Genomic DNA, 22,319 nt, shown 5'->3' with positions numbered 1-22,319 from the left:
CCCGCCGCTGTTGTAGGGCGGGTCGCAGATGACGCAGTCGACGGTGCCGCTGGGCAGCTCGCTCATGCGGGTCAGGGCATCGCCCCGGAGCAGGGTGAAGTCGGTCAAATGTCCTCGCAAGGAATGGGCGGCAGTGTCGCGCGAAACAGCCGCGACGGGGCGGATGCCCAGGTCGCGGCTGGCGCGTGGAAAGGCCCGCAGGGCAGTGCACTTCCGGGCCTTCATCGAACGTAGGAGCCGCGATATCTCCCGTGCAAGGAGTTCGGCAGTTTTCGCGAATATCCGCGAACTCCTTGCACGGGAGATATCGGGGTCCATACGTTCGTATCTGTCGCCGCAAGCGCCGTGACCTGGCCGGATGGAAGCGGCAACTTCCACCAGAACGCCACACGGCTGCGGCGCCAGCATTTTCGCCACCGCGCCTGGGTGCATTTCGATGAGCCGCCCCGCGCCATCCCATGATCGGAGACTCCCATGACGGGACCTCGCCTTGCCATGCCCTTCAACGCCCCGCCGAAGCCGGACCGGAAGGAGTGCGCACGCCACCGGCAGGCCACGTGAAGAAGGCCGTCGCGGGTCTCGCCGCTGCCGTTCTTCTCACGCCTTTCGCACTGATCCTGCCCGTGGCCATGGCCTCGCAGCAGGCCGGAGCGTTCGGCACCGGGAGCTGCCCGGACACCGGCAGCCCACAAGCTGTGGACACCGCCGCGATCCAGGCCGCCGTCAACCTGATCCTGTCCGGCGCGGCCGGTCCGACCGCACCCGTCGCGGGACTGGACCTGCCGACCGTGCAGATTCCGATGGCGCAGGCGATCGTCGCCACCGGCGTCGCCCTCAAGGTGGCGCCGCGTGGCCAGGTGATCGCGCTGGCCACCGCGACGCAGGAGTCACGGCTCAGGAACCTGAGCTACGGCGACCGTGACTCGCTGGGCTTGTTCCAGCAGCGGCCCAGCCAGGGCTGGGGCACACCCGCGCAGCTGCAGGACCCGGTGTACTCCTCGACCGCCTTTTACAAGTCGCTTCTGGCGGTGGCTGGTTGGCAGGATCTGCCGCTCACCGTCGCGGCGCAGAAGGTCCAACGGAGTGGCTATCCGGACGCCTACGCGCAGTGGGAACCGCTGGCGACCGCTCTGCAGCAGGCGATCGGCACCACGCTCAAGGTGCCGACGACCGGTGCGACACCGACACCGGGCACCTCGCCCGGCTCGTGCACGCCGCCCGACACCACCACCGACTGGGGCATCATCCCGGCAGGCGCACTCCCCGCCGGATTCCAGATCCCCACCGATGTCCCGCCCGCTGTGCAGTCCGCGATCCGCTGGGCCCTCGGGCAGCTGAACACCCCGTACCAGTGGGGCGGCAGTTGCCTGAACAGCCACGGGCCCGACCCGATGGGCCGGTGCGACTGCAGCAGTCTCCTGCAGCAGGCGTACAAGGCGGCCGGGATCGCCACGCTGGATCGCGTCACCTACGACCAGGTCAAGCAGGGTGCGGCGGTTTCCGCCGACCAACTGCGCGCCGGTGACCTGCTGTTCACCGAGCAGGGCCTGCAGGGGCCTGAGCACGTGGGGATGTACATCGGCTCCGGCCTCGTGGTGCACGCGCCGCACACCGGCGATGTCGTGCGGATCGCCTCCTACAGCTCGTGGAAATCCGGCGTGCTCGCGATCCGCCGCATCACCCCCTGAGCACCTGCAGGTTCCGGTTGATCTTGTCAGTTTCCGGTCGAGCTGTCATCGACCCGTCGCCATCAGCGGGAAACCGCAGGTCAGTTGTCCGGTCGATCTGTCCCGCCGGGCTACCCAAGCGCGGTCTCCGAGGAATCTGACAGACCGGCCGGACGAATCCGCTGACAACTCGTCCGGACACTCGCTCATCGCCGCAGGTCGCGGCCGTTCCGGACGACAGGGATGGCCGGAACCTACAAGCACCCTCTCCCTCCTCCCTTTCCCCCTTGTGCTGACGCGGCGCCGCCGCGCGCCCCGGCACGTCCAAATCCCGTACCTGGAGACACGTTTGTCCCTGATTCTCGCCGCCGAGGCCGTCACCCACCTCGCCTTCGACCCCGGCGTCACCCCTGCCGAGGGCGGCCTGCCCGGCCTGAGCGTCCTCAAGCAGGTCGTCTCCTCCATCAACCTCTTCGCCGTGATCGCGACGGTCGGCGCGCTCTGCGTCGCCGGCGTCGTGTGGGCCTGGGGCCACCACTCCGGTTCCCACGGTGCCGAAGCGAAGGGCAAGCAGGGCGCCATGGTCGCCGCAGGCGTCGCCCTGCTGCTGGGTGCGGCCAACGGCCTCGTGGCCTTCTTCAGCGCTCTTGGGACGCAGGTCAAGTAAGTGCCCAAGCCCAAGTCCCTTTTCTCCGACGGTGATTCCACCTTCCGCCGTCGGCTGCTGATCGGGCTGGGCGTGCTGCTGGTCGCCGGTCTGCTGGCCGGGCTCCTCGCCCGGCTGGCGGCTGGCGCCGAGCCCGTCTCCCTCCCAGGCGGGCGCCACCGTCGCCCGGCCCCCGCACACCTCCAGCCCGACGGACTTCGCCGCAGCGTTCGCCCGCACCCTGTGGACCTACGACTCGCGCGCGGTCACCCAGAAGGACTTCCTGTCGGGGCTGCGCCTGTGGCTCACCTCTGAACTCCCGTACGCCGACGGTGATTCCGTCGCCGGCCAGGTGCCCGACCCGGTGCTGTGGTCCCGGCTGCGCGACACCGGCCAGATCTCCACGGCCAGCGCTCTCGCCGCCCACGTGCCCGACTCCTACACCAAGGCCATCGGGCGGAACCCCGCCGCCTTCACCACGGCGTACATCTACGCCGTCACCGTCACCGCCAAAGTCGACATCGCCTGGGATGGCGGCGGCCGGGGAGCCGAGGACCGCGCCATCACCCTCGCCGTCCAGTGCCGGCCCGCCGGTAACTGCGCGCTCGCGGCCATCTCGCCCACCGTCTATCCGTAACTGCCTTATCCCGTCTCTCACTTGAGGAGGAGACCATCGGTTTTTGTGATCTTCCGGGCACGGGGCTGCTCTGCGAAGCAGTCGTCGGCGGCGTGTCCGACTCCATCACCGACAGCATCGGCAACTGGATCGCCAAGTCGTGCGGCGACCTCGCGAAGTCCGCCGTGGACCTGGCCAGCCGCGCCGTCGACCAGACCACCAGCGTTGACCTCTCCGCAGACTGGTTCCGCTCCAACTACGCTCTGATCCTGCCGATCGCGCTCACGATGATCGTGATGACGTTCATCCTGCAACTGCTCCGGGCCGCCTGGCGGCGCGACGGGCAGGCGCTCGGCCAAGCGGTCACCGGCACCATCAGCGCGGTGCTGTTCGCCATGTGCGCGATCACCTTCACCGGTGTCGCCCTGGTCGTGGTCGACGCCCTGTCCCGCGGCCTGTTCACCGTCGCCAACAGTTCGATGGACGACGCGGTGCGACGCATCGTCAAGGTCTCGCTGATCACGGTCACCACACCGCTGGGCTGGGCCATCCCCGCCCTGGTCGCCCTCGGCTGCGCCGTCGGTGGCATTCTCTACTGGGGAATGATGATCTTCCGCAAGGTCAGCATCCTCGTCCTGGTGATCCTGGCACCGTTCGCCGCCGCCGGCGGCGCCTGGGAGCCGACCCGTGACTGGCGCAAGCGCTGGGTGGAGGCGACCGCGACCGTCGTCTTCTCCAAGCTGGTCATCACGATCATCATGCTGGTCGGCGTCTCGGCGATCGGCCAGAGCGAGACCAAGGACGGCGTTCAGGCGCTCAGCGACATCATCGCCGGCCTCGTCGTCATGGCGCTGGTCCTGCTCTCGCCGTTCATGATCTACAAGTTCATCCACTGGGCCGGCGACGGCCAGTCGCACGACCTGCACCGCTCGACCGCCGCCGGGCTCCAGACGGCCAGCGCCGCCGCCAAGAAGGGCGGTCAGATGGCCATGACCGCTGGCTCCGGCGGCGCTGCGGCCGGTGCGGGCATGGCCGGCGGGAGCCCCGCGGGCCCCTCCCAGGTCCCCGGCATGCAGTCCGCCGGAGCGGGCCAGGGCGGTGGCGGGCCGGAGGGCCCGGGCACTGACACCCTGGCCAAGGCGACGCCCAGCTCGTTCCGCTACGGCGAGCAGCGCTCCGGCGGCGGAGACGGCGGCGTCCCGCTCACCAGCCGCCCCGCCACTGACCGCAGCGACGGCGACCAGGGACGTGCGCTGGTCACCCGCCTCAGCAGCTCCGGCGCGTCCTCGGGTACCCCGGCGGCATCCGGCGGTGGTTCCGGCTCGGCCGCAGCCGCCCACGCAGCAGCCGGTGCCACCAGCCTGTCGACCCCGGGCCGCCCCGCCGCACCGGCCGGGTCCTCCGCTCCCGCAGCGGCGGCCTCCCCGCCACCGGCCTCCGGCGGCGGAGCGGACTTCAACCCGGTGATCGCGGCGCCCTCCGGCCCGACCGCCCCCGGTCCCGGCCAGCGGTTCGTCTTCCCCCAGCGACCGCCCTCGGCCTGACGGCCCGCCGGACACCTCCCCGGACTCGCACCCGTCCCGGGCGTCCCGCCAGCAGAACCCGCTTCTGCCCCTCCCGGCCCGGCCGGCCGGGAGGGCCCGGGCCGCCATCCCGCCCCGCACCAAGAGAGCGCCTCCTCCTGAGCACCTCCAGCGAGATACCCGCCACCATCAAGTTCCCCACCCGCTCCCGCCGGGGCATCCTCCTCGGCCTGACCCTTCCCCAGCTCGTCCTCACCGCGATCGGCGGCGCCGTCCTGCTCGCCGTGCTGATGACCGCCGGCATCGTCGCAGCGCTCGCCCTCACCCCCCTGTGGGTGCTGCTGGCCGCCGTCGTCGTCCTGCGGGTGCGCGGCCGGTCGCTGGCCGAATGGGCACCGATCGCCCTGCGCTACTGGCTTCGCCGCACCCGCGGACAGCTGCTGTGGCTGGCCCGCCCCTCGATGCGCCCGCGCGTCGAGGGCCTGCTCCACCTGCCCGGCACCGCCGCCTCGCTGCGCGCCGTCACCAGCTCTGACCGGCGGCTCGGCGCCGTCCACGACCAGCAGCAGGGCACCCTCACCGCGGTCACCCGCGTCAGCAGCCGCGCGTTCGCCCTGCTCGATCCCTCCACCCAGAGCAGCAACGTCTCCGGCTGGGGCCGGGCGCTTGCCGCCCTGTCCCGCTCGGGGCAGATCGCCCGCATCCAGGTGATGGAGCGCACCGTCCCCGACAGCGGCGACGCGCTCCAGCGCTACTGGCTGGAGCACGGCCGTCCCAGCACCCCGGTCGCCGGCCCGATCTACGAGGACCTGCTCTCCGCCGCCGGTCCGTCGGCCGCGCCGCACGAGGCGTACATCGCCGTCGCCCTCGACCTGCGCTCCGCCCGGCGGCTGATCAACCAGGCCGGAGGCGGACTCGGTGGGGCGTTCAGTGTCCTGCAGCAGCTCACCGCCAGCCTCGACGCCTCGATCCGCGGCGCCGGGCTCGCCTCCGGCGGCTGGCTCACCGCCGGAGAGATCGCCGCAACCGTGCGCACCGCCTACGATCCGGCGGTCCTGGGCGCGCTGGAGCGCTGGTCCGACGCCGGCCGCCCCGAGGCGGATGTCGCCGCCGCGGGTCCGGTGGTCCTGGTCGAGGAGGCGGAGAAGATCCGCACCGACTCCGCGCACCACGCCGTCTTCTGGATCGAGCAGTGGCCCCGGACCGAGACCAGCGCGGGCTTCCTGCACCAGCTGCTCTACTCCTCCGGCGTGCGGCGCACCCTCTCCCTCCTCTACACCCCGCAGGGCCTGGACGCAGCGTTGAAGGACGTCCAGCGCAAGAAGTCGACGATCATCGCCGACGCCGCCGAGCGCGTGCGCCGCGGCCAGGTCGACTCCGAGTCCGACACCGTCGAGTACGCCGACGTCAAGCAGCGCGAGCTGCAGCTCATCGCCGGCCACGCCGACGTCGCCATGACCGGGCTGCTCGTCGTCTCCGCCGACGACGCCGACCAGCTCTCCGCCGCCTGCGCCCAGGTCGAGACCGCCGCCGTCGCCGCACTGATCGACCTGCGACGCCTCACCCTCCAGCAGGCCGAAGCGTTCACCTCCGCCGCCCTCCCGCTGGCCCGCCTCTGACCGCCGAAGGGCTCCCCATGCACGACGAGCCGAGCCTGATCAGGTTCGCCACCGCCTCCCTCGCCTTCCACAGTGACACCGAGCTGACCAGCGACAAGCCGCTGACCCGCGAGGAACTCGACGCCCTCCACGAGCACGCCGTCGCGCTGTACCTGCTGCTCGATCACGCCACCGCCCGCACCCGCCCCCACGTCCCGACCCAGGGCAACGAGCTGCACAACGCCCGGATCCGGATGTGGCAGGTCAGCGAGCACCTGCACGCCGCCTACCACGCCGCCCCGCGCGCCGACGGCCGGATGCCCACCCGCGAGGCGTGCGCCACCCGGCTGCCCGAGGGCGCACCGGACCTGACGATCTGCCAGCGACACCTCAAGGCATCCGCCCGAATCCGGTACTTCACCACCCCCGCCGACCTGCACGCACCCGCACCCGGCATGATCCGCCGCTGACCGTCGGCCGAGAGAGACCCACCCCACCTTGCGAATACGCACCAGCACCAGCGCCAGCGCGCTGTTCACCCCCGCCCGCGGCGACCGGGCCGAGCGCCGCCGGGCCCGGCGCGACCTCACCGCCGCCCAGCGCGAGGCCCGTCTCGCCGACCGGCCCCGCCGCCACAACGACACCGCCGTCGACGAACTCGACGCCCGCCCGGTCTACCCCACAACCGGCCGCCCCGGACCGGCCTCCGCCCGAGGCGCCAAGCTCAAGCTCCCGCCCCACCGGATGACCACCGCCGTCGCAGCAGGCGCCTACCCGTTCCTGGCCGAAGGCGGCCTCGGCACCGGGGGCGTCTACATCGGCCGCGACGTCCACGCCGAGGGCTCCTTCTGCTTCGACCCGTTCGAGCTGTACGGCCGCCTCGAAGGGTTCACCAACCCCAACGTTCTGCTCGCCGGCGTGATCGGTATGGGCAAGTCCGCACTCGCCAAGTCCCTTGCCCTGCGCAGCATCGCGCACGGATACAAGGTCTACATCCCCTGCGACCCGAAGGGCGAGTGGAGCGGTGTCGCCGAGGCACTCGGCGGGCGCACCATCGCGCTCGGCCCGGGGATGGGCGGGCGGCTCAACCCGCTCGACGCCCCCGACGCACCAGCCGGTGCCAACCCGGCGGACTGGGCGGCGGAGGTCCGCAAGCGCCGGCTACTGCTGCTCGCGAGCCTGGCCCGCACGGTCCTGCACCGCGACCTCGTGCCGATGGAGCACACCGGCCTGGACATCGCCCTCGACGAAGTCGTCGCCGACGCCGAACGCACCGGCCGGGTACCGCTGTTGGGCGATGTCGCCGCGATGCTCGGCAACGCCCGGCGCCTCGACGACGCGCTCGGAGACCCGGCCCGTCGCCTCGGCGCCGCCGCTGAAGACCTCGCCCACGCCCTGCGGCGGCTCGTCCAGGGCGACCTGGCCGGGATGTTCGACGCCCCGTCGACCGTCGAGTTCGACCCCGACGCGCCGATGCTCAGCATCGACCTGTCCCAGCTCGGCTCCGTCGGCGACGACACCGGCCTGATCCTGGCCATGACCTGCGCCTCCGCCTGGATGGAGGCCGCACTGTCCGACCCAGGCGGCGGACGCCGCTGGGTCGTCTACGACGAGGCGTGGCGCCTCATGCGCCACCTGCCGCTGCTGGAGCGCATGCAGCAGCAGTTCAAGCTCTCTCGCGGCCTCGGCATCGCGAACCTCGTCGTCATCCACCGGCTGTCCGACCTGCTGTCCGCCGGCGACGCCGGCTCGCGCGGCCGGGCCCTGGCCGAGGGCCTGCTCACCGACTGCGCCACCAGGATCATCTACCGCCAGGAAGCCGACCAACTCAGCTCCACCGCAAGCCTCCTGGGCCTGACCGGCGTCGAGACCCAGGCCATCTCGGCACTCACCCGCGGACGGGGCCTCTACAAGATCGCCGGGCGCTCCTTCGTCGTGCAGCATCTGCTCCACCCGAGAGAGCGCCGCCTCTACGACACCGACGCCCGCATGCAGGCAAATCCCCGTGAGTTCACGAAAACTGACGGGCCGACCACCCCGCCGGTCCAGTCCTCAGCGCACAGCGGCTCCCGATGAGCAGCCCGTCGCGCACCACCCGCCTGCTGCGCGTGGTGATCAACCCCGCACCCGATGACCCGGGTGCGGCCATCGCCACCGGCGGGCAGTTCATGGCAGCGGGGATTCTCCAGCGGGCCGGATTCCTCCCCGGGCCGACCTTCTCCCCAGGTGCCCCCTTCCGGCTGGACGAGAGCGCCGAGTACAGGCTGCCGAACGGCCTCTCCCGTCCGGAACGTGACCTTGCCGCCTCCCGTGCGGCCGTGGCGCTCACCCGCGCCGGCATCACGGTCGACCTCCATCCCGCACTGGCTGTCCCCGTCGCTCAGCCGCTGCCACCCGTCCACACCACCGCCGGGCAGCAGACCTATGAGCATGCCGACCGGATCCGCTACGCCCGCGACACCAGCGATATGGCCTCGCTGCTCGCGGAGATCACCGCCCCCGGTGACGGTGTCCTCTACGCGGCCTCCGCCGCGCTGACCGCGACCGCAGACTGGGCCGCCGACTTCGGCGAACGCAACGTTCCCCGCGTTGAGCGTCTCCACGAACTCGCTGAGCAGATCCAGGCGATCAGCCGTGAGGTCAGCGAGATCCGGAGCGGCCTCACCAAGGACTACGAGGCGCACCCGCTGCGCGGCCTGCGCGGACCCGGTGAGCCGCCCGACCCCCGGATGGTCGCCGGTCCGCACCCCGACCACCTGCGGCCGTACGAGCAGACGGAGTGCGGCTCCAAGGAACACTCCACGGCCTGGGAACAGGACCTCGCGGCTCAAACGGCCGAGGTCTACGCCGGGATCGCCGCCGGCCACCTCGTCGTGGACTGGCATTACGTCGAGCAGGACCTCGGCCATCTGCTGACCAGCGTCACGGACGAACGCACCGGCGCCGCGATGCACATCATCGACGAGGGTGGTGTCCTCGGGATCACCGAGACCTTCCCGAGCCGCGAGCGTGCCACCGCCGCCTTTCCCCGGCTGATCGAGGGAGGCGAACCGCTCTCCGCTGCTTCCCCGCAAGTCCTGGACGAGATCGCCGTCCGAGCCGCAGCCGCCACCACCCGCAGCGCTCGCGCATCCCAGCCACGGGAAGCGCCGCTCGCGCCGCCTCCCGCCATCCCGTTTCCGCCGTCCCCCACCCGCAGCCGCTGACGTACGCGCCGGGTAAGCCCCTCGATCAGGAGCAACTCATCGAGTTCCATCCCACCGCCGCCATCTTCCCGCTGCTCGACGACGACGAACTGCAAGCTCTCGCCGACGACATAGCCACCCGCGGCCAACTCCAGCCGATCATCCTCGACGATCAAGGCCGACTCCTCGACGGTCGCAACCGCCTCCGCGCCTGCGAACTCGCTTGCATCGAGCCGAAGTTCAGCACTTACGAGGGTGACGACGCCGACGGCTACGCCCTGTCGATCAACATCAGGCGCCGTAACCTCACCAAGGGCCAGATGGCGATGATCGTGGCCAAGGCCCGTTTCGTCACGAAACAGAGTGAGCGTTTCGCCGCGAAACAGGGCGACCGTTTCGTGGCGAAACACCAGTCCGCCCGGCAGGTCAGCGAGGAAACCGGCCTGACTCTCGGCCGTATCGGGCTCGCCAACACCGTGCTGCAGCATGCACCCGACCTGATTGATCCGGTGATCACCGGGGCCCTCACCTTGGACGAGGCGTACAAGACCGCCCGCGAAACCAAGGCCCAGGCCGACTCCGTGGAGAACCGGCTCGCCCGGCTTCGCGCGGAGGACGCAGAGCTGGCGGACAAGGTCGTCGAGGGCGAGCTCAGCCTGGCCGCGGCATGGACGGAGCGCAAGGAACGAGCCGAGGAAGAGGTCCGCCAACGCCGCGTCGCGACCCAGTTCCTCTGCGAGGTGGTCCCGCCGCTGGCGCAGGCCCGCGGCACGGACACTGTCCGGCTCTACGACCAGGAGTTCATGCTGACCGGCCGGGCGATCACCAGCGAGGTGATCGACCAGGCGATGGAGGCCCTGGCCGAGATGGCCCAGGCATGGCGAGAGCGCGAGGCCGCATGAGCAAGACCGCCGAGATCCGGCTGCAGGAGATCGTCGAGGACGCCGCCCGCACCGTCACCGACGACACCGGCCGCTTCCACAAGACCGATTTCGAGTCTGAGGTCCGCAAGCGGCTGTCCGCCGACGACCTCGAAGTGCACATCCAGGCTGAGGCCTTGGACAAACTCGCGCACGGCCTGGTGCGGGGGTTCGGCGAGCGACGAAGCCCGAACCCGAGGCGCCGATCGGGCATGTTCCACCCCCAGGGAATCCTCAAGCTGGGCTCCGGCAAGTGGGTGTGGATGGAGTCCGCCACCCCCACCGACCTCCTGGAGTGGGGCCGGCTGGCCAGCCAGAACCTCGCCCGAGTGGCCCAGGCCGAGACCATCCGGCAGGACTACGTCGCCGAACGGCTCGACGCCTTCCGCCTCCACAGCGACCTCCTGCTCGGCGAGCTGGAGCGGATCGTCTTCGGCTACGTCCACAACCCCAACGCCGACCCCGACTTCGAGACCGACGCCGACTAGACACCAGCCGCAGCCCACCATCCCTCTCTGCCTCGATCGGAGGTCTGTGTCCTCTTCCCTCACCATCACCATCCATCTCGACCCCGCGCTGGAGACGCTCACCGCAGCCAGCGTTGACAACCGCGGCCGCCAGCAGCTGGAGCAGGCCGGCTTCGTCCGGCACGACGCCACCGGACTGCACCGCCTGCGACGCGACACCCCAATGTCCGTTGGCCGGCGGATCTCCACCGACGCCACCCGCCTGCTGACCGCCTCGGGCTACGACGTCCTCCGCCTCTACGCCGCGGAGGAACAGCAGCAGGCCGTCGTCGCGGGGACCGCCGACGGACCCGTGCTGACCCGCGAGCCGGGGACCATCTGGATGCACCACGTGGCATCCGACATCCAGGCGGGCCACCTCGTCGTCCACGCCCGCCGCAGCAAGGCCGACGGCACGACCAGCTTCCTGACCGGATATGCCGCCGACGGCGACGCTGCGGTCTTCATCACCGAGGGCGGCGGCTTCTTCGGCGTCACGCGGTACGAGGACCTCGACACCGCGCGAGCGGACTTCGGCCTCCCGCTGGAGCAGCCGGTCCCGGCGCCCGCTGTCCGCACGGCAGCGGCGGCCACCCGCACCGCGCTGGCCACAGCCCCGGCACTCCCGCCCGACCGGGCACTCCCGGTTCCCGCACCGGGCAGCGCCGTCCGCTCGCGCTGACAGCCCAACCCCCGTTCCCCGTCCGCCCCTGGAGGCACTCTGTCCACCCGCTCGGTCATCGCCCGCCCCACTGAGAGCGGCGGCTACACCGGTATCTACTGCCACTACGACGGGTACCCGAGCCACCAACTCCCTTTGCTGCTCGGCGCCTTCCAGCACCGGTTCGGCGGCGACGTCGAGGCCCTGGCCGCCTATCTCATCGACGCCCCGGCGATCGGCTGGTCGACCCTCGGCAGCGAGCTGGTCGACAGCGCTCCCGACGACGTGCGCGCCGCCATCAACGGACCCTGGGGGAGTGAGCCCAGCAAGCAGTTCGACGCCGACGAGATCATCAGCTCGGACGGCTCGGCGCCCGCGAAGGACATCGTCACCCACGACAACACCGAGGGGCTGGACTGGGCGTACGTCCTGCACCCGCACGGTGTCGAGGTGATCGGCCTGTACGAGCACGAGCGCGGACCGTTGGTCCCCTGGGACACCGACCCGACCACCCGCTTCACTGACCGCGCCGAGCTCTGGAGCAAGGACTCGCGCCTGATGAGTCTCATGCCGAAGGCCGCCGCAGCGGCAGCCCGGGCCAGCTCGGGCAAGATCCGCTCCGCCTCCGCGCCGCCCGCGACCCCGGACGAGCCCGCTCCCACTCCCGCCGTCGTGGTCACCAAGTCGGCCGCCCGCGCGCGCTGACCGTCTGCCCGGCTGTCCCGGGCGCCCCGCTCATCCAACCGCGCGGCGCCCGGACCGGCACTCGTCCCGCTCCCGGCCGTGACGGTCAGTCACTGTCTCCCCATTTTCGCCTCCTGGAGTTCCCTCATGCCCGCTTCCCTCACCCGACTGGACTCCCGCGTGGAGGCAGCCGTCGGCACCAGCATCGCCTCCCTCCACGCCGAGGAGGCCCGACTGAGCGCCCAGGGCGCCCGCGTCCTGGACGCCCACCGCGCGCTGACGAAAGCCGAGACGGCAGTGGCGTTCGAGCGCGTGCGGCTGCTGATCTGCGCCGACCGCCAGCGCAGGGTCGACGATCAGCTGCTCGCCGACCTCTCCGACCAGCTGGAGATCCTGGAGGACGCCGCAGCCGCCCGCGACCAGGCCGAGATGGACCTGCTGGCCCGCGTCGAGGAGATGCGGAACCGCCCGCCGGCCACCTCCGTACCAGTGCCGGCAGCGGTGCATGTGCCGCTCGCCGCCGCCCTGCGCCGGTGACCGCTCCCCGCAACCCCGGCGCAGTTCTGGGCTTCGGCTGGGAGTTCGACCTGGGCGAGTTCGTCGTCGCGCCCCGGCGACTGGACCCGGCCGTCAAGGAAGTCCTCGACGAAGCGGGCTTCTGGTACCGGGCGGAGCCGCTCGGGGCCTGGCACATGCACCAGGCGGTCCCGGTGTTCGAGCAGGCCGACGCCGCTGCTGCCGCAGTCCGCCTCCTCGCTGCCGCAGGCGAGCCGGTGCGCAACTGGCATACGCCGCAGCAGCGTTTGGCCGACGTGGTGCGCCACTACGCCTGGCTGACCTCGGAGGGGCCGTTCCCGGACGCGGCGGCAACCGCGCGGGCGGCCCGCGCAGAAGCCGACCTGCGGTTGAGCCGGCCGCAGTCGCCCGACTCCCGGACGGTCACCGAAATGATCGCGCGCGGCGAGCTGCTGGTGGAGGCCCGTCGGACGTTCGGCGACAACGAGTGGATGATCGCCTCCGAACGCGACCGGCCAGACAACTACCTGGAGCTGCAGCACCACCTCCCGCGGAACCAGCTGTACGTCACCGGCGAGCCCCCGGCGTCGTTCGCCGGCCACGTCCGTCGCAGCTTCCGGCAGCACATCCTGCGCGAGACCCGGCACCCGGTATCGGTGCGGGCCCGTGCCGCCACCGCCGCCTCCCGTGCCTTCACGCCCGGGACGTCCCGCGAGCACACCGCCGCCCCGCCCCCCGCGGCGGCACCTGGCCTGCGTCGTTGACCGACCCACCAACCCCCTTCATCAAGCGAGGAACACCCTTGTCCGACATCTCCTTCGGGCCGGGCCCCGACGCCGGTTCCATCACCGCCCGGCTCCGGCCCGACGCCCCCGAGAGCGCCCACCGGCTCCTGCAGCAGAACGGCGGCACCCGCGGCTCCGCCGACGGGGAGTACGTCTTCGACGGGCCGGACGCCGTCGCCCGAGCCGCCCAGGCCGCCTACCTCATCACCGAGGCCCGGCCGGCCACCGTGTCCTCCAGGGAGCATGCGCTCTCGCGCCAGCTGCCGGTGGACGGCGCCGACGTCGTCTTCGCCCGCAGCCCGATCGAGGGAATCGTCGCGGCGACGGCCACCGACGCCACCGAGGGCCTGGTGCCCGACGTCCTGCGGACCTTCGGCTTCCACCACGACGGCTCCGCACCCGACCGGGACTTCTACCTGCCACCGGAAGGCGCGAGCGAGCGGCAGGCCCTGGTGGCCGCGGCCCGGGCCAGCCTGGTCCTGCAGGGTTTGGGTCTTCAGGTCGCCACCGTCGGGCTCGCCACGCCCCCCGCAGCGGCCGACCGTCTCGCCGAAGCCGCCGAGGACATCGCCCTCGAGCAGGTCAACCTGCGCAGTCTCACCGACAGCCGCGACGTGGCCGACGTGCTGGACGCCGCCCTCGACCCGAAGACGGGAGCGCTGCCCAACCTCGTGGAACTCCTCGACGCCACAGGGGAGTTCATCGCCCGGCTTCCCCCGGAGCAGGGCGAAATCCTCGGCGCGCAGGTGGGCATCGCCCGGCACCAGGCCAGCAGCCTGACCGAGACCCTGGCCACCGTCCAGGCCGGCCTGGCCGCTCTCGCCACCGCCGTCGAGGCGCCGATCGCCACCGTGCGCAGCATCCGCGCCACCGCCGCGAGCACCGCTGCGGCCCGCGGCCTGCCTGCCCGCCCGGTCAGCCAGGCCGCCTCCGCCGCGCACACACCGGCCACCCTCCCCTCCTCCGCCGTCACGCTCTAGGAGAGCCGCATCACCGACACCCCCGCCATCCGCATCGTCCGCCACTCCCTGCACGGCGTCGCCGCCACCGGTCTGGAAAACGCCACCTACAGGCAGCGGCGCCTGCTGGCCGATTACGGGTTCACCCCGATTCCCGGCAGTACCGATCTCGCGTTCACCGGCGAGACCGACAGCATCTTCCTTCACGGCCGCCAGACCGTGGCGGCCCTGCGCTCCATCGGCGCCGAGGTCCGCGCGGACCCGGAGTTCGAGTCCAGCGCTCACCCCGGTCACCCCTCGCCCTCGTCGGTCGCCGCCGGGGTCGGCGCGACGATCGTCACTCCCGGGGCCGCCACCGCGCCGACGACATCCGCACCGGCCGGGAACAGCGACGTGGCCGTGGGCGAGCACCCCCTGCACGGCATCACCGCCACCAACCCGTCGGGCAGCCCGGCCGCCGCCCGGCTCCTGGCCACGGCCGGCTTCTACCGGGTCCCCGGCCACCCGACCCTGCTCTCGTTGACCGAGCAGCAGGCAGGCGGACCCGAGCGGGCCCGCGACACGGTCGCGAAGCTGCGCGCGGCCGGGCTGAGCGTCGCCGCCGACACCGCCTTCGAGCCGCACCCGCTCGCGGACGACCAGGACCCGTTCCACACCCGCGTGATCAAGGCCGCCGCCGACGCGGACGGCGAGCCCGAACTCCAGGACCCCTTCGCCACCCGGATCATCCCGGCGCCGAAGCAGGACACGGACCGCCCGACCGCGCCGACGGCTGGTCTGGACCCGTTCGCCACCCAGCTCCACCCGGCCCCGGGCCAGGCAGCGCAGGACAGCCGGGTGGGCGCGCTGCTGAGTAACCGTCAGGCGGCGCTCGCAGCCGTCCAGGAGATCCTGGACGGGCTCGCCCAGCAGCTGCGCGACGACCCGCAGGCGCTGGACCCGGCGCAGGTCTCGGCCGTCCTGGAGCAGGCGCAGACCACGCTCGGCGGCGTGCGCCGCGACCTGGAGACGATCTCCGCTGCGGCCCCCGCCCGCGCCTGGCGCCCCGCCCAGGCCGCGCGCCCCGCTGCCTCGCCCGCGCTCGGTGCCCGAGCCCAGGCCGCCACCGCCACCAGCCTGCGGCTGGGCCGGGTCAGTGCCGCGCAGCCCGTCGAGGCCGCAGCCCAGAGCGTCGACCCGCGGCTGGCCTACATCAACCACTCCCGCTGACACTCCCGAAGGACCAACACCTTGGCCGTTAAGACCCGTTGGGTCGTCACCCACGCCTGCGGGGACGAGGTCGAGCACGACCTCTCCGCCCGCCCGGCCGACCGGCGCGCCGGCTACGCCCGCTGGCTCTCGGGGCGTGACTGCACTGACTGCTGGCGCGCCCAGCGGGACGGCAACCGCGCCGAGGAGCGCGCCGCGTGGATCGCCGGCCGCCGCGCCGAGGAGCAGCAGGCCGCCGCCGCGTGGGCCGAGCAGTACCGCATGCCGCCGCTGTCTGGGCCCGAGAAGATCCTGGACTGGGGCGAGCGGTGCCGCCACCAGCTCGTCGCCGCCGCCTACAAGGCGCTCGTCGTCGAGGGACCGCTCACCGAGGGCCGGTGGGAGGAGGTCGAGGCGCAGGCCCGCACCGTCGACCGTGCGGGCTGGTGGCTCGACCAGCGCGAAGCCGCCCCCGTTGACCTGCCCGAGCTCCTGGAGGCCGCCACCGACGCCGACCGCAGCACCGAGAACCCGTACTAACGGATAAGGCACGCACCCCACTTGAGCCTGACCACCGCCCTCGCCCTCAGCCAGCCCGACGACAACGACTGCTCCCGCATCGCCTCCTGGGCGGTGCGCCACCTGGGTGACTCCCTCGCCGACGGCGAGCTGCCCAGCGACATCGCCCGCCCGCTCGCCCTGCTGGAGCCCCTGCTCCACGAGGTCGAGGAGACCCTGCGCCGGGCCGCCGAGTCCGCCGTCGGCGCCAGTGCCACACCATCGGCCCAAGGCGCGGCCGAGCAGCTCGGGCAGGCCAGCGCCACCACCGTCCTGCTGCGCCTGCACCTGGAACAGATCACCACCCAACTGCGCGGCTACGGAGTGGAGTTCCCCACCGATACCGCCGGGCTGTCCCCGCGCTCTGCCGCCGCCCAACGCACCACCGCCAGGGCCGGGCAGGACTCGCAGCCCGCCCCGGCGCCGGGCACCGTGGTGAGCGCCGCCGCCGCCCTCTCGGTGCGGCGGTGACCGACCCGGTCCGCATCACCCCCGGCACCTTCGGCTACGCCGAGGTGAACGGCGCGGACCAGGCCGCTCTCGCCCTGTTGGCACCGCTCGGATTCACCCCGCCGCGCCGCGCCCCGCACCCGGTCTCCCTCCACACCCTCGAAGGCCCGCTCACCCGGCTCGCCCTGGTCGGCGAGGCCGCCAGCCGCCTGGAACGGGCCGGCTACACCGTCGAGGTCGACCCGAAACTGCGACTCTCCCGTGCCGGAGAGCAGGCGCTGGAGATCCTCGGCGAACTGAGCGAGCGGCTCGGCGAACTTGCCGACGTCCTGGCCGACATGGACGACATCCACGACCTGGCGGACGTCGCCGGGCAGATGCTCGTCGGCCGCGGCAACGTGGTGGACACCGCCCGGGCGGCGTTCACGGCGGGGGCGGAAGCCACCCGGCGTACGGGCGGCTTCCCGTTCGAGCGTGAGGGGATCGCCGCCTGGTTCCAGGCCGGGGCGGACTCCGCCGGCCAGCTGGCGGCGCTCGCCGCCAGCACCGCCGCTCCGCCGCCGACCGACCCGTTCGCCGAGCGGACCGAAGCCGCCCGCGCCTGCTCCCCGGCCGCCCGCACCGCCACCTCGATGCCCGTCAGCGCCACCGGGGCACCCGCTCACACCATCCTCGACCCCAGGAGAGCGCGAGCTTGACCCCCACACCCCCGCAGACCTACGCCAGGTGGCTGCGTGTTCTCGCCGACCAACTCGACGCATCCCCAGGCCGACCCGGGCAGACGCTGCTGCGGACCCTCGCCATCAACGGCGGGCTGCTCACCCTCACCCACCAGATGGCCGCCACTGTCCGCACCGACCTCGACGCCTGGGACGAAGCCCTTCGCCCCGACCCGTCCAGCGGCCACCTGTACGAACTCGACCGTCAGGTCGCCGGTGCTGAGGAAGCCATCAACGACGCCCTCGCCGGTGCCGCTCTGCACCTCCCGGCGGCGCTGCGCCTGATGGCCGGCCACACCCGCCCCGCAGAAGCTGCCGCAGCAGTCCGGGCGGTGGAGCAGCAGCTGTGGGACGGCCCCGAGGTCCGAGGCGACGAACGGGTCCACCTGTTCTGGCCGGACGGCTCCCAGCATGCTCCGCTGCCGGGCCTGGCTGCGACCTGCGCCGGTTTCGTCGACGCCTACAGTGCCCCGCTGTTCACCCGCGCGGTCGCCGAGCGGATCGTCGCCGACCTGCTCGCCGACAACGCCGGCTTCGAGGCCGCGTTCAAGCCCGACGGGTCGCTGGTCTACAGCTGGCCCACGGAGTACGACGGCGAGGGCGGCCGGATGCACGTCGTCCCCGACGACCGCGGCCTGTATGCGATCGGCGGCCAGTGGCCTTGGGGCCACTGCAGGCCCGGCAATGCCGCCGACCGTCCCCGAGCCCAGGCCGCCAAGATCACCTCCCGCACCGGCGCGCGGCCGCCCGGACCTGCGCAGGCGGGTACCCCGCAGAGCGAACCGGCCCCCGCCACGGGAAGGCGCCGGTGAACACCCAGCCCGCCCCGGCCGACGCCACCGCAGCTCTGCGCGAGGTCGCGAGCCGGATCCGCGACGCCACCGGCCCCGCCGAAGTCGCCGCCCTGGTCGAGGAGATCACCCGCGACGGCGGCACGCTGGAGGCCCTCTCCGACGCGGTCGCCACCGCCAGCCGATGGACCAAGGACCGGCCCGGCGGCGCATACCTGTGGCAGCCGCTCGGCCGAGCCGCGGACGAGATCTGGGAGGCCGGCGCCGACCTCGCCAACCTTCCCGCCCAGCTGCGCACCCTGTCGGCCAACCCGGCCCGGATTCGCTCGGCCGCGGTCCGCCACAGCGGCGAGGCCGCCGAAGCTCCGCCCGCGGCGAAGCCGCCGCCGGCCCCAGCCGCACCGCGCAGACGCTGACCCAACTCGCCTGCAGGAGGCGCAATCCGATGACGACCCAAGGCGAGTTCCGCCCCCGCCCCCGCTGCCTGGCCGGGGCGGGAGAGATCGGCCGTGTGCGCCAGCCGCTGGTCCAGGTGCACGGCTGGCCGCCCGACACCTATCCCGCCCGCTGGCCCTTGGCCTGCAGAGCGCGAGCAGCACGCTGACGCAAGCCGGGTACCGCGCCGGCGAGGCCGATGCCGCCCACCGACACAGCCGAACCCACCGCCAGTGCCCGCGCCATCGCCGTCCAGGCCCGCGCCGAAGCCGCCCGCAGCCGGACCCGCACTCGCACCGCCGCCAGGCTCTCCCCGCCGGCCTCGCCGGCCCCGTCGTCGGCCGACGCCCCCGGCCTGCGCCAGTCCCGCACCGGTGCACTCACCCGGTAGCACCATCCGCCCGCCAGGCCACACACACTGGCATGACGAAACGTGTCCGCCCTGATTCCAGCCATCACGCGCTACGCCAGCACCCGCGACCTGCTGGTGTCCGCGCAACACCACTTTCTGCGGGTACCGGCGGGCCCGGCCCGACCGTTATCGGTGCCTGGCGGGAGATCAGCACGCTGCCCCCGCTTGCCACGGATGAACTCGACGCGTTCGCTGCCGAGTTGGACGGACTTCTGCGCGCCCACCGGCCCGGCAGGGAACAGCGTCCGGGTCGCAGCCGCGACGTATGGCACTGCACGATCCGCGATCACCCCGACGCCCCGTCCCTGACCGATGCCCAGTGGGCGGCCACCGCCCGACGGGTGCTGGCTGCCACTGGCATCGTCCCCGCGGACCGTCCCGGGGCCGGTTGCCGGTGGATCGCGCTGCGGCTCGATAAGCATGAGGTGCGCATCATCGCCCCGCTGATGCGCCCCGACGGTACTGCGCCGCAGCTGCACCGTGACCACTCGCTCGCCCACGCGGCCTGTCAACTCGCGGAACTCGAACACTCCGTGGGCCGCCATCGCGCCCAGGCAGCCCACGTTCGCCACGCCGCGTCCGCCACCGCGCTGGCCGCACCTGCGGTCCGGTCGTGGACCTCTCCCGGCGCCGCCGCCTCTCCACGGCGCTGACCAGCACATCTCCGGCCCCGGGCCGCGAGCGCGTGAGTACACCGCGCCGCCCGCCCCGCCGTCCCCAGGCCGCTCGCGGCCTTCCCCGTGCCCGTGCCCGCGCGCCGCCCCGCGCCCGGGCCTTCCCAGCAAGGACTTCCTCTGCCCTCCCCGTCTCCCAAGGCTCCTTCGTCCTCTCCCGGCACCGATGCCCTCCTCTATGCCCTCATCGGTGGCGGCCTCGCCCTCTCCGCCTACGGTTCTCTTGCCTGGACCGGCGGGAACCTCACCAACCACCTTCTCGGTAACGGAACTTGGCAGCCCTTCCAGCCGGTCACCGCCGCCCTGCACCCGGACCGGATGTGGCCGGCACTCGACCCGCTGCAGATGCTGGTCGGCGCCCGGATCATCCCGGGCCTGGTCTTCGCGCTCCTCGCGGGCACCGTCACCGGCTGGGTGATCAAGCGCCGCCGGTCCAAGAGCGCCGGGCTGGCCACCAGCCGCGACCTGGCCGCCCTCCTGCCGAAGGAAGTCGCCGACAAGGCCCGGAGCCTTCGCCCCAGCATCGCCGCCGCCAAACCCGGATCGCTCAAGCCGGACGACACCGGCGTCCTGCTCGGCAGCCTCGGCGCCGGCGGGCCCGAGGTGCGCACCTCCTGGGAGGACGTCGCGGTCGCGATCATGGCGCCCCGCTCCGGCAAGACGACCTCGCTGGCCGTCCCCTCCATCCTGCGCGCCCCCGGCCCGGTCCTGCTCACCAGCAACAAAGCCGCCGGCGACGCCTACACAGTCACCCTGGACGCCCGCGCCGCAGTGGGCCGGGTGTGGACGATGGACCCGCAGCAGATCGCCCACACCGAACAGGCCATGTGGTGGGATCCGCTCGCCGACGCCAAGGACCTGCCCGGTGCTCGGCGCCTGGCCACGCACTTCGTCACCGCCTCCGTCGACGAGAAGTCGCAGGGTGACTTCTGGAGCACCGCCGCGGCCAACACGCTGACGGCGTTGTTTCTGGCGGCGGGTGCGGACGGGCGGCCGATCACGGATGTGCTCGGCTGGCTCGCCCAGCCCGCCGACCGCACGCCGATCGACATCCTCAAGTCCAGCCAACTCACTGCCATAGCCGCCCAGCTGCAGGGCACCGTATCCGGCGCGGTCGAGACCCGGGACGGCATCTTCGAGACCGCGCGGCAGTACGCCGCGTGCCTGCTCGACCCGAAGATCGCCGCCTGGGTCACCCCGAGCGACACGCTGCCGCAGTTCCGCCCCGCCGAGTTCGTCAACCACAAGGACACCTTGTACCTGCTGTCCAAGGACGGCGGCGGCAGCGCCTCGGCGCTGATCGCCGCGGCGGCGGACAGCGTGATGCGCACTGCCGTCATCCAGGCCGAGCGCGACGGCGGACGCCTCGACCCGCCCCTGCTGGCGATCCTGGACGAGGCAGCCAACGTCTGCAAGATCTCCGATCTCCCTGACCTGTACTCGCACTTGGGCTCGCGCGGGGTCATCCCGATCACGATCCTGCAGTCCTACCGGCAGGGCCAGCGGGTGTGGGGCGAAGTCGGCATGGACGCCCTGTGGAGCGCCGCGACAATCAAGATTATCGGCAGTGGGATTGACGACGCCGACTTCGCCGACAAGCTCAGCAGGCTCGTCGGTGACCACGACGTCGAGAGCGTCTCGCACTCCACCTCCGAGTCCGGCCGCTCCACTTCCGTCTCGATGCGGCAGGAACGCATCCTTCCCGCCGACCAGATCCGCGCCCTCAAGAAGGGCTCGGCGCTGTTGTTCGCCACCGGGATCAAGCCCGCGATGCTCCAACTACAGCCCTGGTACAAGGAATCCGGCGCCGACGTGATCGGCAAGGCATCGGCGAAGCAGACCGCCGCGATCACCGAGCGGGCCAAGGCCAAGGCGGAGGCCGCCGCATGAGTCCTCGCCTGCCTGCCGCCCACCCCGCCACCGCCCCCACCACGACTGCCGCCCCGACGATTCGCACGCTGTCGCTCGGCGCCGGGGTCCAGTCCACGACCCTGCTCCTCCTGTCCGCCCTCGGCGAGCTCCCGCAGCTCGACTACGCGATCTTCGCGGACACCGGATGGGAGCCGAAAAAGGTCTACGAACACCTCGACCGCGTCGAACGCGAGATAGCCGAGCCCGCAGGGGTACCCATCTTCCGGGTCTCCTCCGGCAATATCAGGAACGACGCCCTGGACCCGGCTCACCGTTTCGCCAGTATGCCGCTCTACATCCTCAACAAGGACGGCTCACCTGGGATGACGCGCCGCCAATGCACCGGTGAATATAAAATTTCACCGATCAAGAAGAAGGTCCGGGAAATCCTCGGATACCCGTATCCGGCGCGCATCCCGGCCGACGTCTTCACCGAGCAGTGGATCGGCATCTCGACGGATGAATTCCACCGTGCGAAGGACGCCGACGTCAAATACACGCGCAACCGGTTCCCCCTGATCGAACTCGGCCTGTCGCGCGGCGACTGCCTGGCCCTGCTTGCCGAGCACGGTCTGGAGACCACGCCGAAGAGCAGCTGCCTGGGGTGCTCGTTCCACGGCAACCAGCAGTGGCGGGAGATCCGCGACAGCGACCCGGCGGGGTGGGCGGACGTCGTCGAGTTCGACGCCCAGATCCGGGCCGGCAACGCCCGCGCCACCGCGGACGGCCGCCCCCTGCTCGGCCAGGCGTACCTCCACCGCTCCCGGGTGCCGCTGTCCGAGGCCCCGATCGACCGCCTCACCCGCCGCGAGCAGCTCGCCCTCGACGAGCAACAGGCCGCCGACGAAGCCGAGTTCGGACCCGAGGACGGCTGCTCCCCGTACTCGTGCCGCTCCGGCAGCCCCGCCAACTGAC

General features: G+C 72.3%; 25 protein-coding genes and 2 pseudogenes. 26 read left to right on the top strand and 1 reads right to left on the bottom strand.

All coding sequences use genetic code 11. From position 1 onward, the window contains the following. A pseudogene (locus ASC99_RS40165) lies at window positions 1-108 on the bottom strand (site-specific DNA-methyltransferase); the annotation flags it as partial. 449 nt (window positions 109-557) lie between these two features. Here ASC99_RS40165 and ASC99_RS07850 point away from each other — a divergent pair. From ASC99_RS07850 to ASC99_RS07735, 26 genes and pseudogenes are all read left to right on the top strand, one after another. Then, on the top strand, window positions 558-1,688 hold the full coding sequence (locus ASC99_RS07850) for a C40 family peptidase (RefSeq protein ID WP_057229791.1): 1,131 nt from the start codon (window positions 558-560) through the stop codon (window positions 1,686-1,688). A gap of 337 nt (window positions 1,689-2,025) precedes the next feature. After that, window positions 2,026-2,334, top strand: a complete 309-nt coding sequence (locus ASC99_RS07845) for a DUF6112 family protein (RefSeq protein WP_057229838.1) — start codon at window positions 2,026-2,028, stop codon at window positions 2,332-2,334. A 343-nt stretch (window positions 2,335-2,677) separates the two neighbouring features. Next, window positions 2,678-2,950 (top strand): hypothetical protein, encoded by a 273-nt coding sequence (locus ASC99_RS07840; RefSeq protein WP_157531426.1) that lies wholly within the window; start codon window positions 2,678-2,680, stop codon window positions 2,948-2,950. Window positions 2,951-3,042: 92 nt separating this feature from the next. Beyond that, complete coding sequence (locus ASC99_RS07835; RefSeq protein ID WP_057229789.1) at window positions 3,043-4,473, top strand: conjugal transfer protein TrbL family protein; 1,431 nt, start codon at window positions 3,043-3,045, stop codon at window positions 4,471-4,473. Window positions 4,474-4,610: 137 nt separating this feature from the next. Then, window positions 4,611-6,071 carry an SCO6880 family protein gene (locus tag ASC99_RS07830; RefSeq protein WP_057229787.1) on the top strand — a complete coding sequence of 487 codons (1,461 nt, stop codon included), beginning with the start codon at window positions 4,611-4,613 and terminating at the stop codon, window positions 6,069-6,071. A gap of 17 nt (window positions 6,072-6,088) precedes the next feature. Continuing rightward, window positions 6,089-6,520 (top strand): DUF6238 family protein, encoded by a 432-nt coding sequence (locus ASC99_RS07825; RefSeq protein WP_057229785.1) that lies wholly within the window; start codon window positions 6,089-6,091, stop codon window positions 6,518-6,520. 28 nt (window positions 6,521-6,548) lie between these two features. Further along, the gene (locus ASC99_RS07820; RefSeq protein WP_057229784.1) at window positions 6,549-8,126 is read left to right on the top strand and encodes an ATP-binding protein; all 1,578 of its coding nucleotides are present in this window, start codon (window positions 6,549-6,551) and stop codon (window positions 8,124-8,126) included. Beyond that, entirely contained in the window at window positions 8,123-9,256 is a 1,134-nt protein-coding gene (locus tag ASC99_RS39335) for a hypothetical protein (RefSeq protein ID WP_157543770.1), read from the top strand. Before ASC99_RS07820 ends, ASC99_RS39335 begins: the two co-directional genes overlap by 4 nt. After that, window positions 9,181-9,453: pseudogene (locus ASC99_RS40160) on the top strand (ParB N-terminal domain-containing protein); the annotation flags it as partial. The gene ASC99_RS39335 and the pseudogene ASC99_RS40160, both read left to right, overlap by 76 nt. Before the next feature lie 102 nt (window positions 9,454-9,555). Continuing rightward, window positions 9,556-10,137, top strand: coding sequence for a hypothetical protein (locus tag ASC99_RS07815; RefSeq protein ID WP_235502987.1), 582 nt, complete (start codon window positions 9,556-9,558; stop codon window positions 10,135-10,137). Further along, complete coding sequence (locus tag ASC99_RS07810; protein ID WP_057229782.1) at window positions 10,134-10,643, top strand: hypothetical protein; 510 nt, start codon at window positions 10,134-10,136, stop codon at window positions 10,641-10,643. Before ASC99_RS07815 ends, ASC99_RS07810 begins: the two co-directional genes overlap by 4 nt. Window positions 10,644-10,689: 46 nt before the next feature. Further along, window positions 10,690-11,343, top strand: coding sequence for a hypothetical protein (locus ASC99_RS07805; RefSeq protein ID WP_057229780.1), 654 nt, complete (start codon window positions 10,690-10,692; stop codon window positions 11,341-11,343). Between the two features lie 135 nt (window positions 11,344-11,478). Beyond that, window positions 11,479-12,027, top strand: coding sequence for a hypothetical protein (locus tag ASC99_RS07800; protein ID WP_057229778.1), 549 nt, complete (start codon window positions 11,479-11,481; stop codon window positions 12,025-12,027). Between the two features lie 126 nt (window positions 12,028-12,153). Beyond that, window positions 12,154-12,543 carry a hypothetical protein gene (locus ASC99_RS07795; protein WP_057229776.1) on the top strand — a complete coding sequence of 130 codons (390 nt, stop codon included), beginning with the start codon at window positions 12,154-12,156 and terminating at the stop codon, window positions 12,541-12,543. Next, on the top strand, window positions 12,540-13,286 hold the full coding sequence (locus ASC99_RS07790; RefSeq protein ID WP_057229774.1) for a hypothetical protein: 747 nt from the start codon (window positions 12,540-12,542) through the stop codon (window positions 13,284-13,286). The genes ASC99_RS07795 and ASC99_RS07790 overlap by 4 nt, the downstream gene beginning before the upstream one ends. Before the next feature lie 38 nt (window positions 13,287-13,324). Continuing rightward, window positions 13,325-14,287, top strand: a complete 963-nt coding sequence (locus tag ASC99_RS07785; RefSeq protein WP_057229772.1) for a hypothetical protein — start codon at window positions 13,325-13,327, stop codon at window positions 14,285-14,287. A gap of 198 nt (window positions 14,288-14,485) precedes the next feature. Then, window positions 14,486-15,475, top strand: coding sequence for a hypothetical protein (locus ASC99_RS07780; protein WP_057229770.1), 990 nt, complete (start codon window positions 14,486-14,488; stop codon window positions 15,473-15,475). 21 nt (window positions 15,476-15,496) lie between these two features. Continuing rightward, on the top strand, window positions 15,497-15,994 hold the full coding sequence (locus ASC99_RS07775; RefSeq protein ID WP_057229768.1) for a hypothetical protein: 498 nt from the start codon (window positions 15,497-15,499) through the stop codon (window positions 15,992-15,994). A 21-nt stretch (window positions 15,995-16,015) separates the two neighbouring features. Next, complete coding sequence (locus ASC99_RS07770) at window positions 16,016-16,483, top strand: hypothetical protein (RefSeq protein ID WP_057229765.1); 468 nt, start codon at window positions 16,016-16,018, stop codon at window positions 16,481-16,483. After that, on the top strand, window positions 16,480-17,160 hold the full coding sequence (locus tag ASC99_RS07765; RefSeq protein WP_057229763.1) for a hypothetical protein: 681 nt from the start codon (window positions 16,480-16,482) through the stop codon (window positions 17,158-17,160). The genes ASC99_RS07770 and ASC99_RS07765 overlap by 4 nt, the downstream gene beginning before the upstream one ends. After that, entirely contained in the window at window positions 17,157-17,993 is an 837-nt protein-coding gene (locus ASC99_RS07760) for a hypothetical protein (protein ID WP_057229762.1), read from the top strand. Before ASC99_RS07765 ends, ASC99_RS07760 begins: the two co-directional genes overlap by 4 nt. Beyond that, a complete protein-coding gene (locus ASC99_RS07755) occupies window positions 17,990-18,388 on the top strand; it encodes a hypothetical protein (protein WP_057229760.1) in 399 nt (132 codons plus the stop codon). Before ASC99_RS07760 ends, ASC99_RS07755 begins: the two co-directional genes overlap by 4 nt. A 218-nt stretch (window positions 18,389-18,606) precedes the next feature. Further along, complete coding sequence (locus ASC99_RS07750; RefSeq protein WP_057229758.1) at window positions 18,607-18,798, top strand: hypothetical protein; 192 nt, start codon at window positions 18,607-18,609, stop codon at window positions 18,796-18,798. 32 nt (window positions 18,799-18,830) lie between these two features. Further along, window positions 18,831-19,472: a hypothetical protein gene (locus tag ASC99_RS38335; RefSeq protein WP_157531424.1), complete on the top strand. Its 642-nt coding sequence runs from the start codon at window positions 18,831-18,833 to the stop codon at window positions 19,470-19,472. A 141-nt stretch (window positions 19,473-19,613) separates the two neighbouring features. Beyond that, complete coding sequence (locus ASC99_RS07740; protein WP_057229834.1) at window positions 19,614-21,383, top strand: type IV secretory system conjugative DNA transfer family protein; 1,770 nt, start codon at window positions 19,614-19,616, stop codon at window positions 21,381-21,383. Between the two features lie 101 nt (window positions 21,384-21,484). After that, on the top strand, window positions 21,485-22,318 hold the full coding sequence (locus ASC99_RS07735) for a hypothetical protein (protein WP_057229832.1): 834 nt from the start codon (window positions 21,485-21,487) through the stop codon (window positions 22,316-22,318). Window position 22,319 lies beyond the last annotated feature (1 nt).

Origin of the sequence: Kitasatospora sp. Root107 (assembly GCF_001424875.1) — a bacterium.
Lineage (GTDB): Bacteria > Actinomycetota > Actinomycetes > Streptomycetales > Streptomycetaceae > Kitasatospora.
The sequence above is the reverse complement of the archived record's forward strand: the minus strand, read 5'-3'. Positions and strand labels throughout refer to the sequence as shown.

Bases quoted from the DNA above. Each gene is read 5' to 3' on its own strand.
- ASC99_RS07825 (WP_057229785.1), top strand. From the start codon at position 6,089: ATGCACGACGAGCCGAGCCTGATCAGGTTCGCCACCGCCTCCCTCGCC.
- ASC99_RS07795 (WP_057229776.1), top strand. From the start codon at position 12,154: ATGCCCGCTTCCCTCACCCGACTGGACTCCCGCGTGGAGGCAGCCGTC.
- ASC99_RS07810 (WP_057229782.1), top strand. From the start codon at position 10,134: ATGAGCAAGACCGCCGAGATCCGGCTGCAGGAGATCGTCGAGGACGCC.
- ASC99_RS38335 (WP_157531424.1), top strand. From the start codon at position 18,831: ATGACGAAACGTGTCCGCCCTGATTCCAGCCATCACGCGCTACGCCAG.
- ASC99_RS07750 (WP_057229758.1), top strand. From the start codon at position 18,607: ATGCCGCCCACCGACACAGCCGAACCCACCGCCAGTGCCCGCGCCATC.
- ASC99_RS39335 (WP_157543770.1), top strand. From the start codon at position 8,123: ATGAGCAGCCCGTCGCGCACCACCCGCCTGCTGCGCGTGGTGATCAAC.
- ASC99_RS07815 (WP_235502987.1), top strand. From the start codon at position 9,556: ATGGCGATGATCGTGGCCAAGGCCCGTTTCGTCACGAAACAGAGTGAG.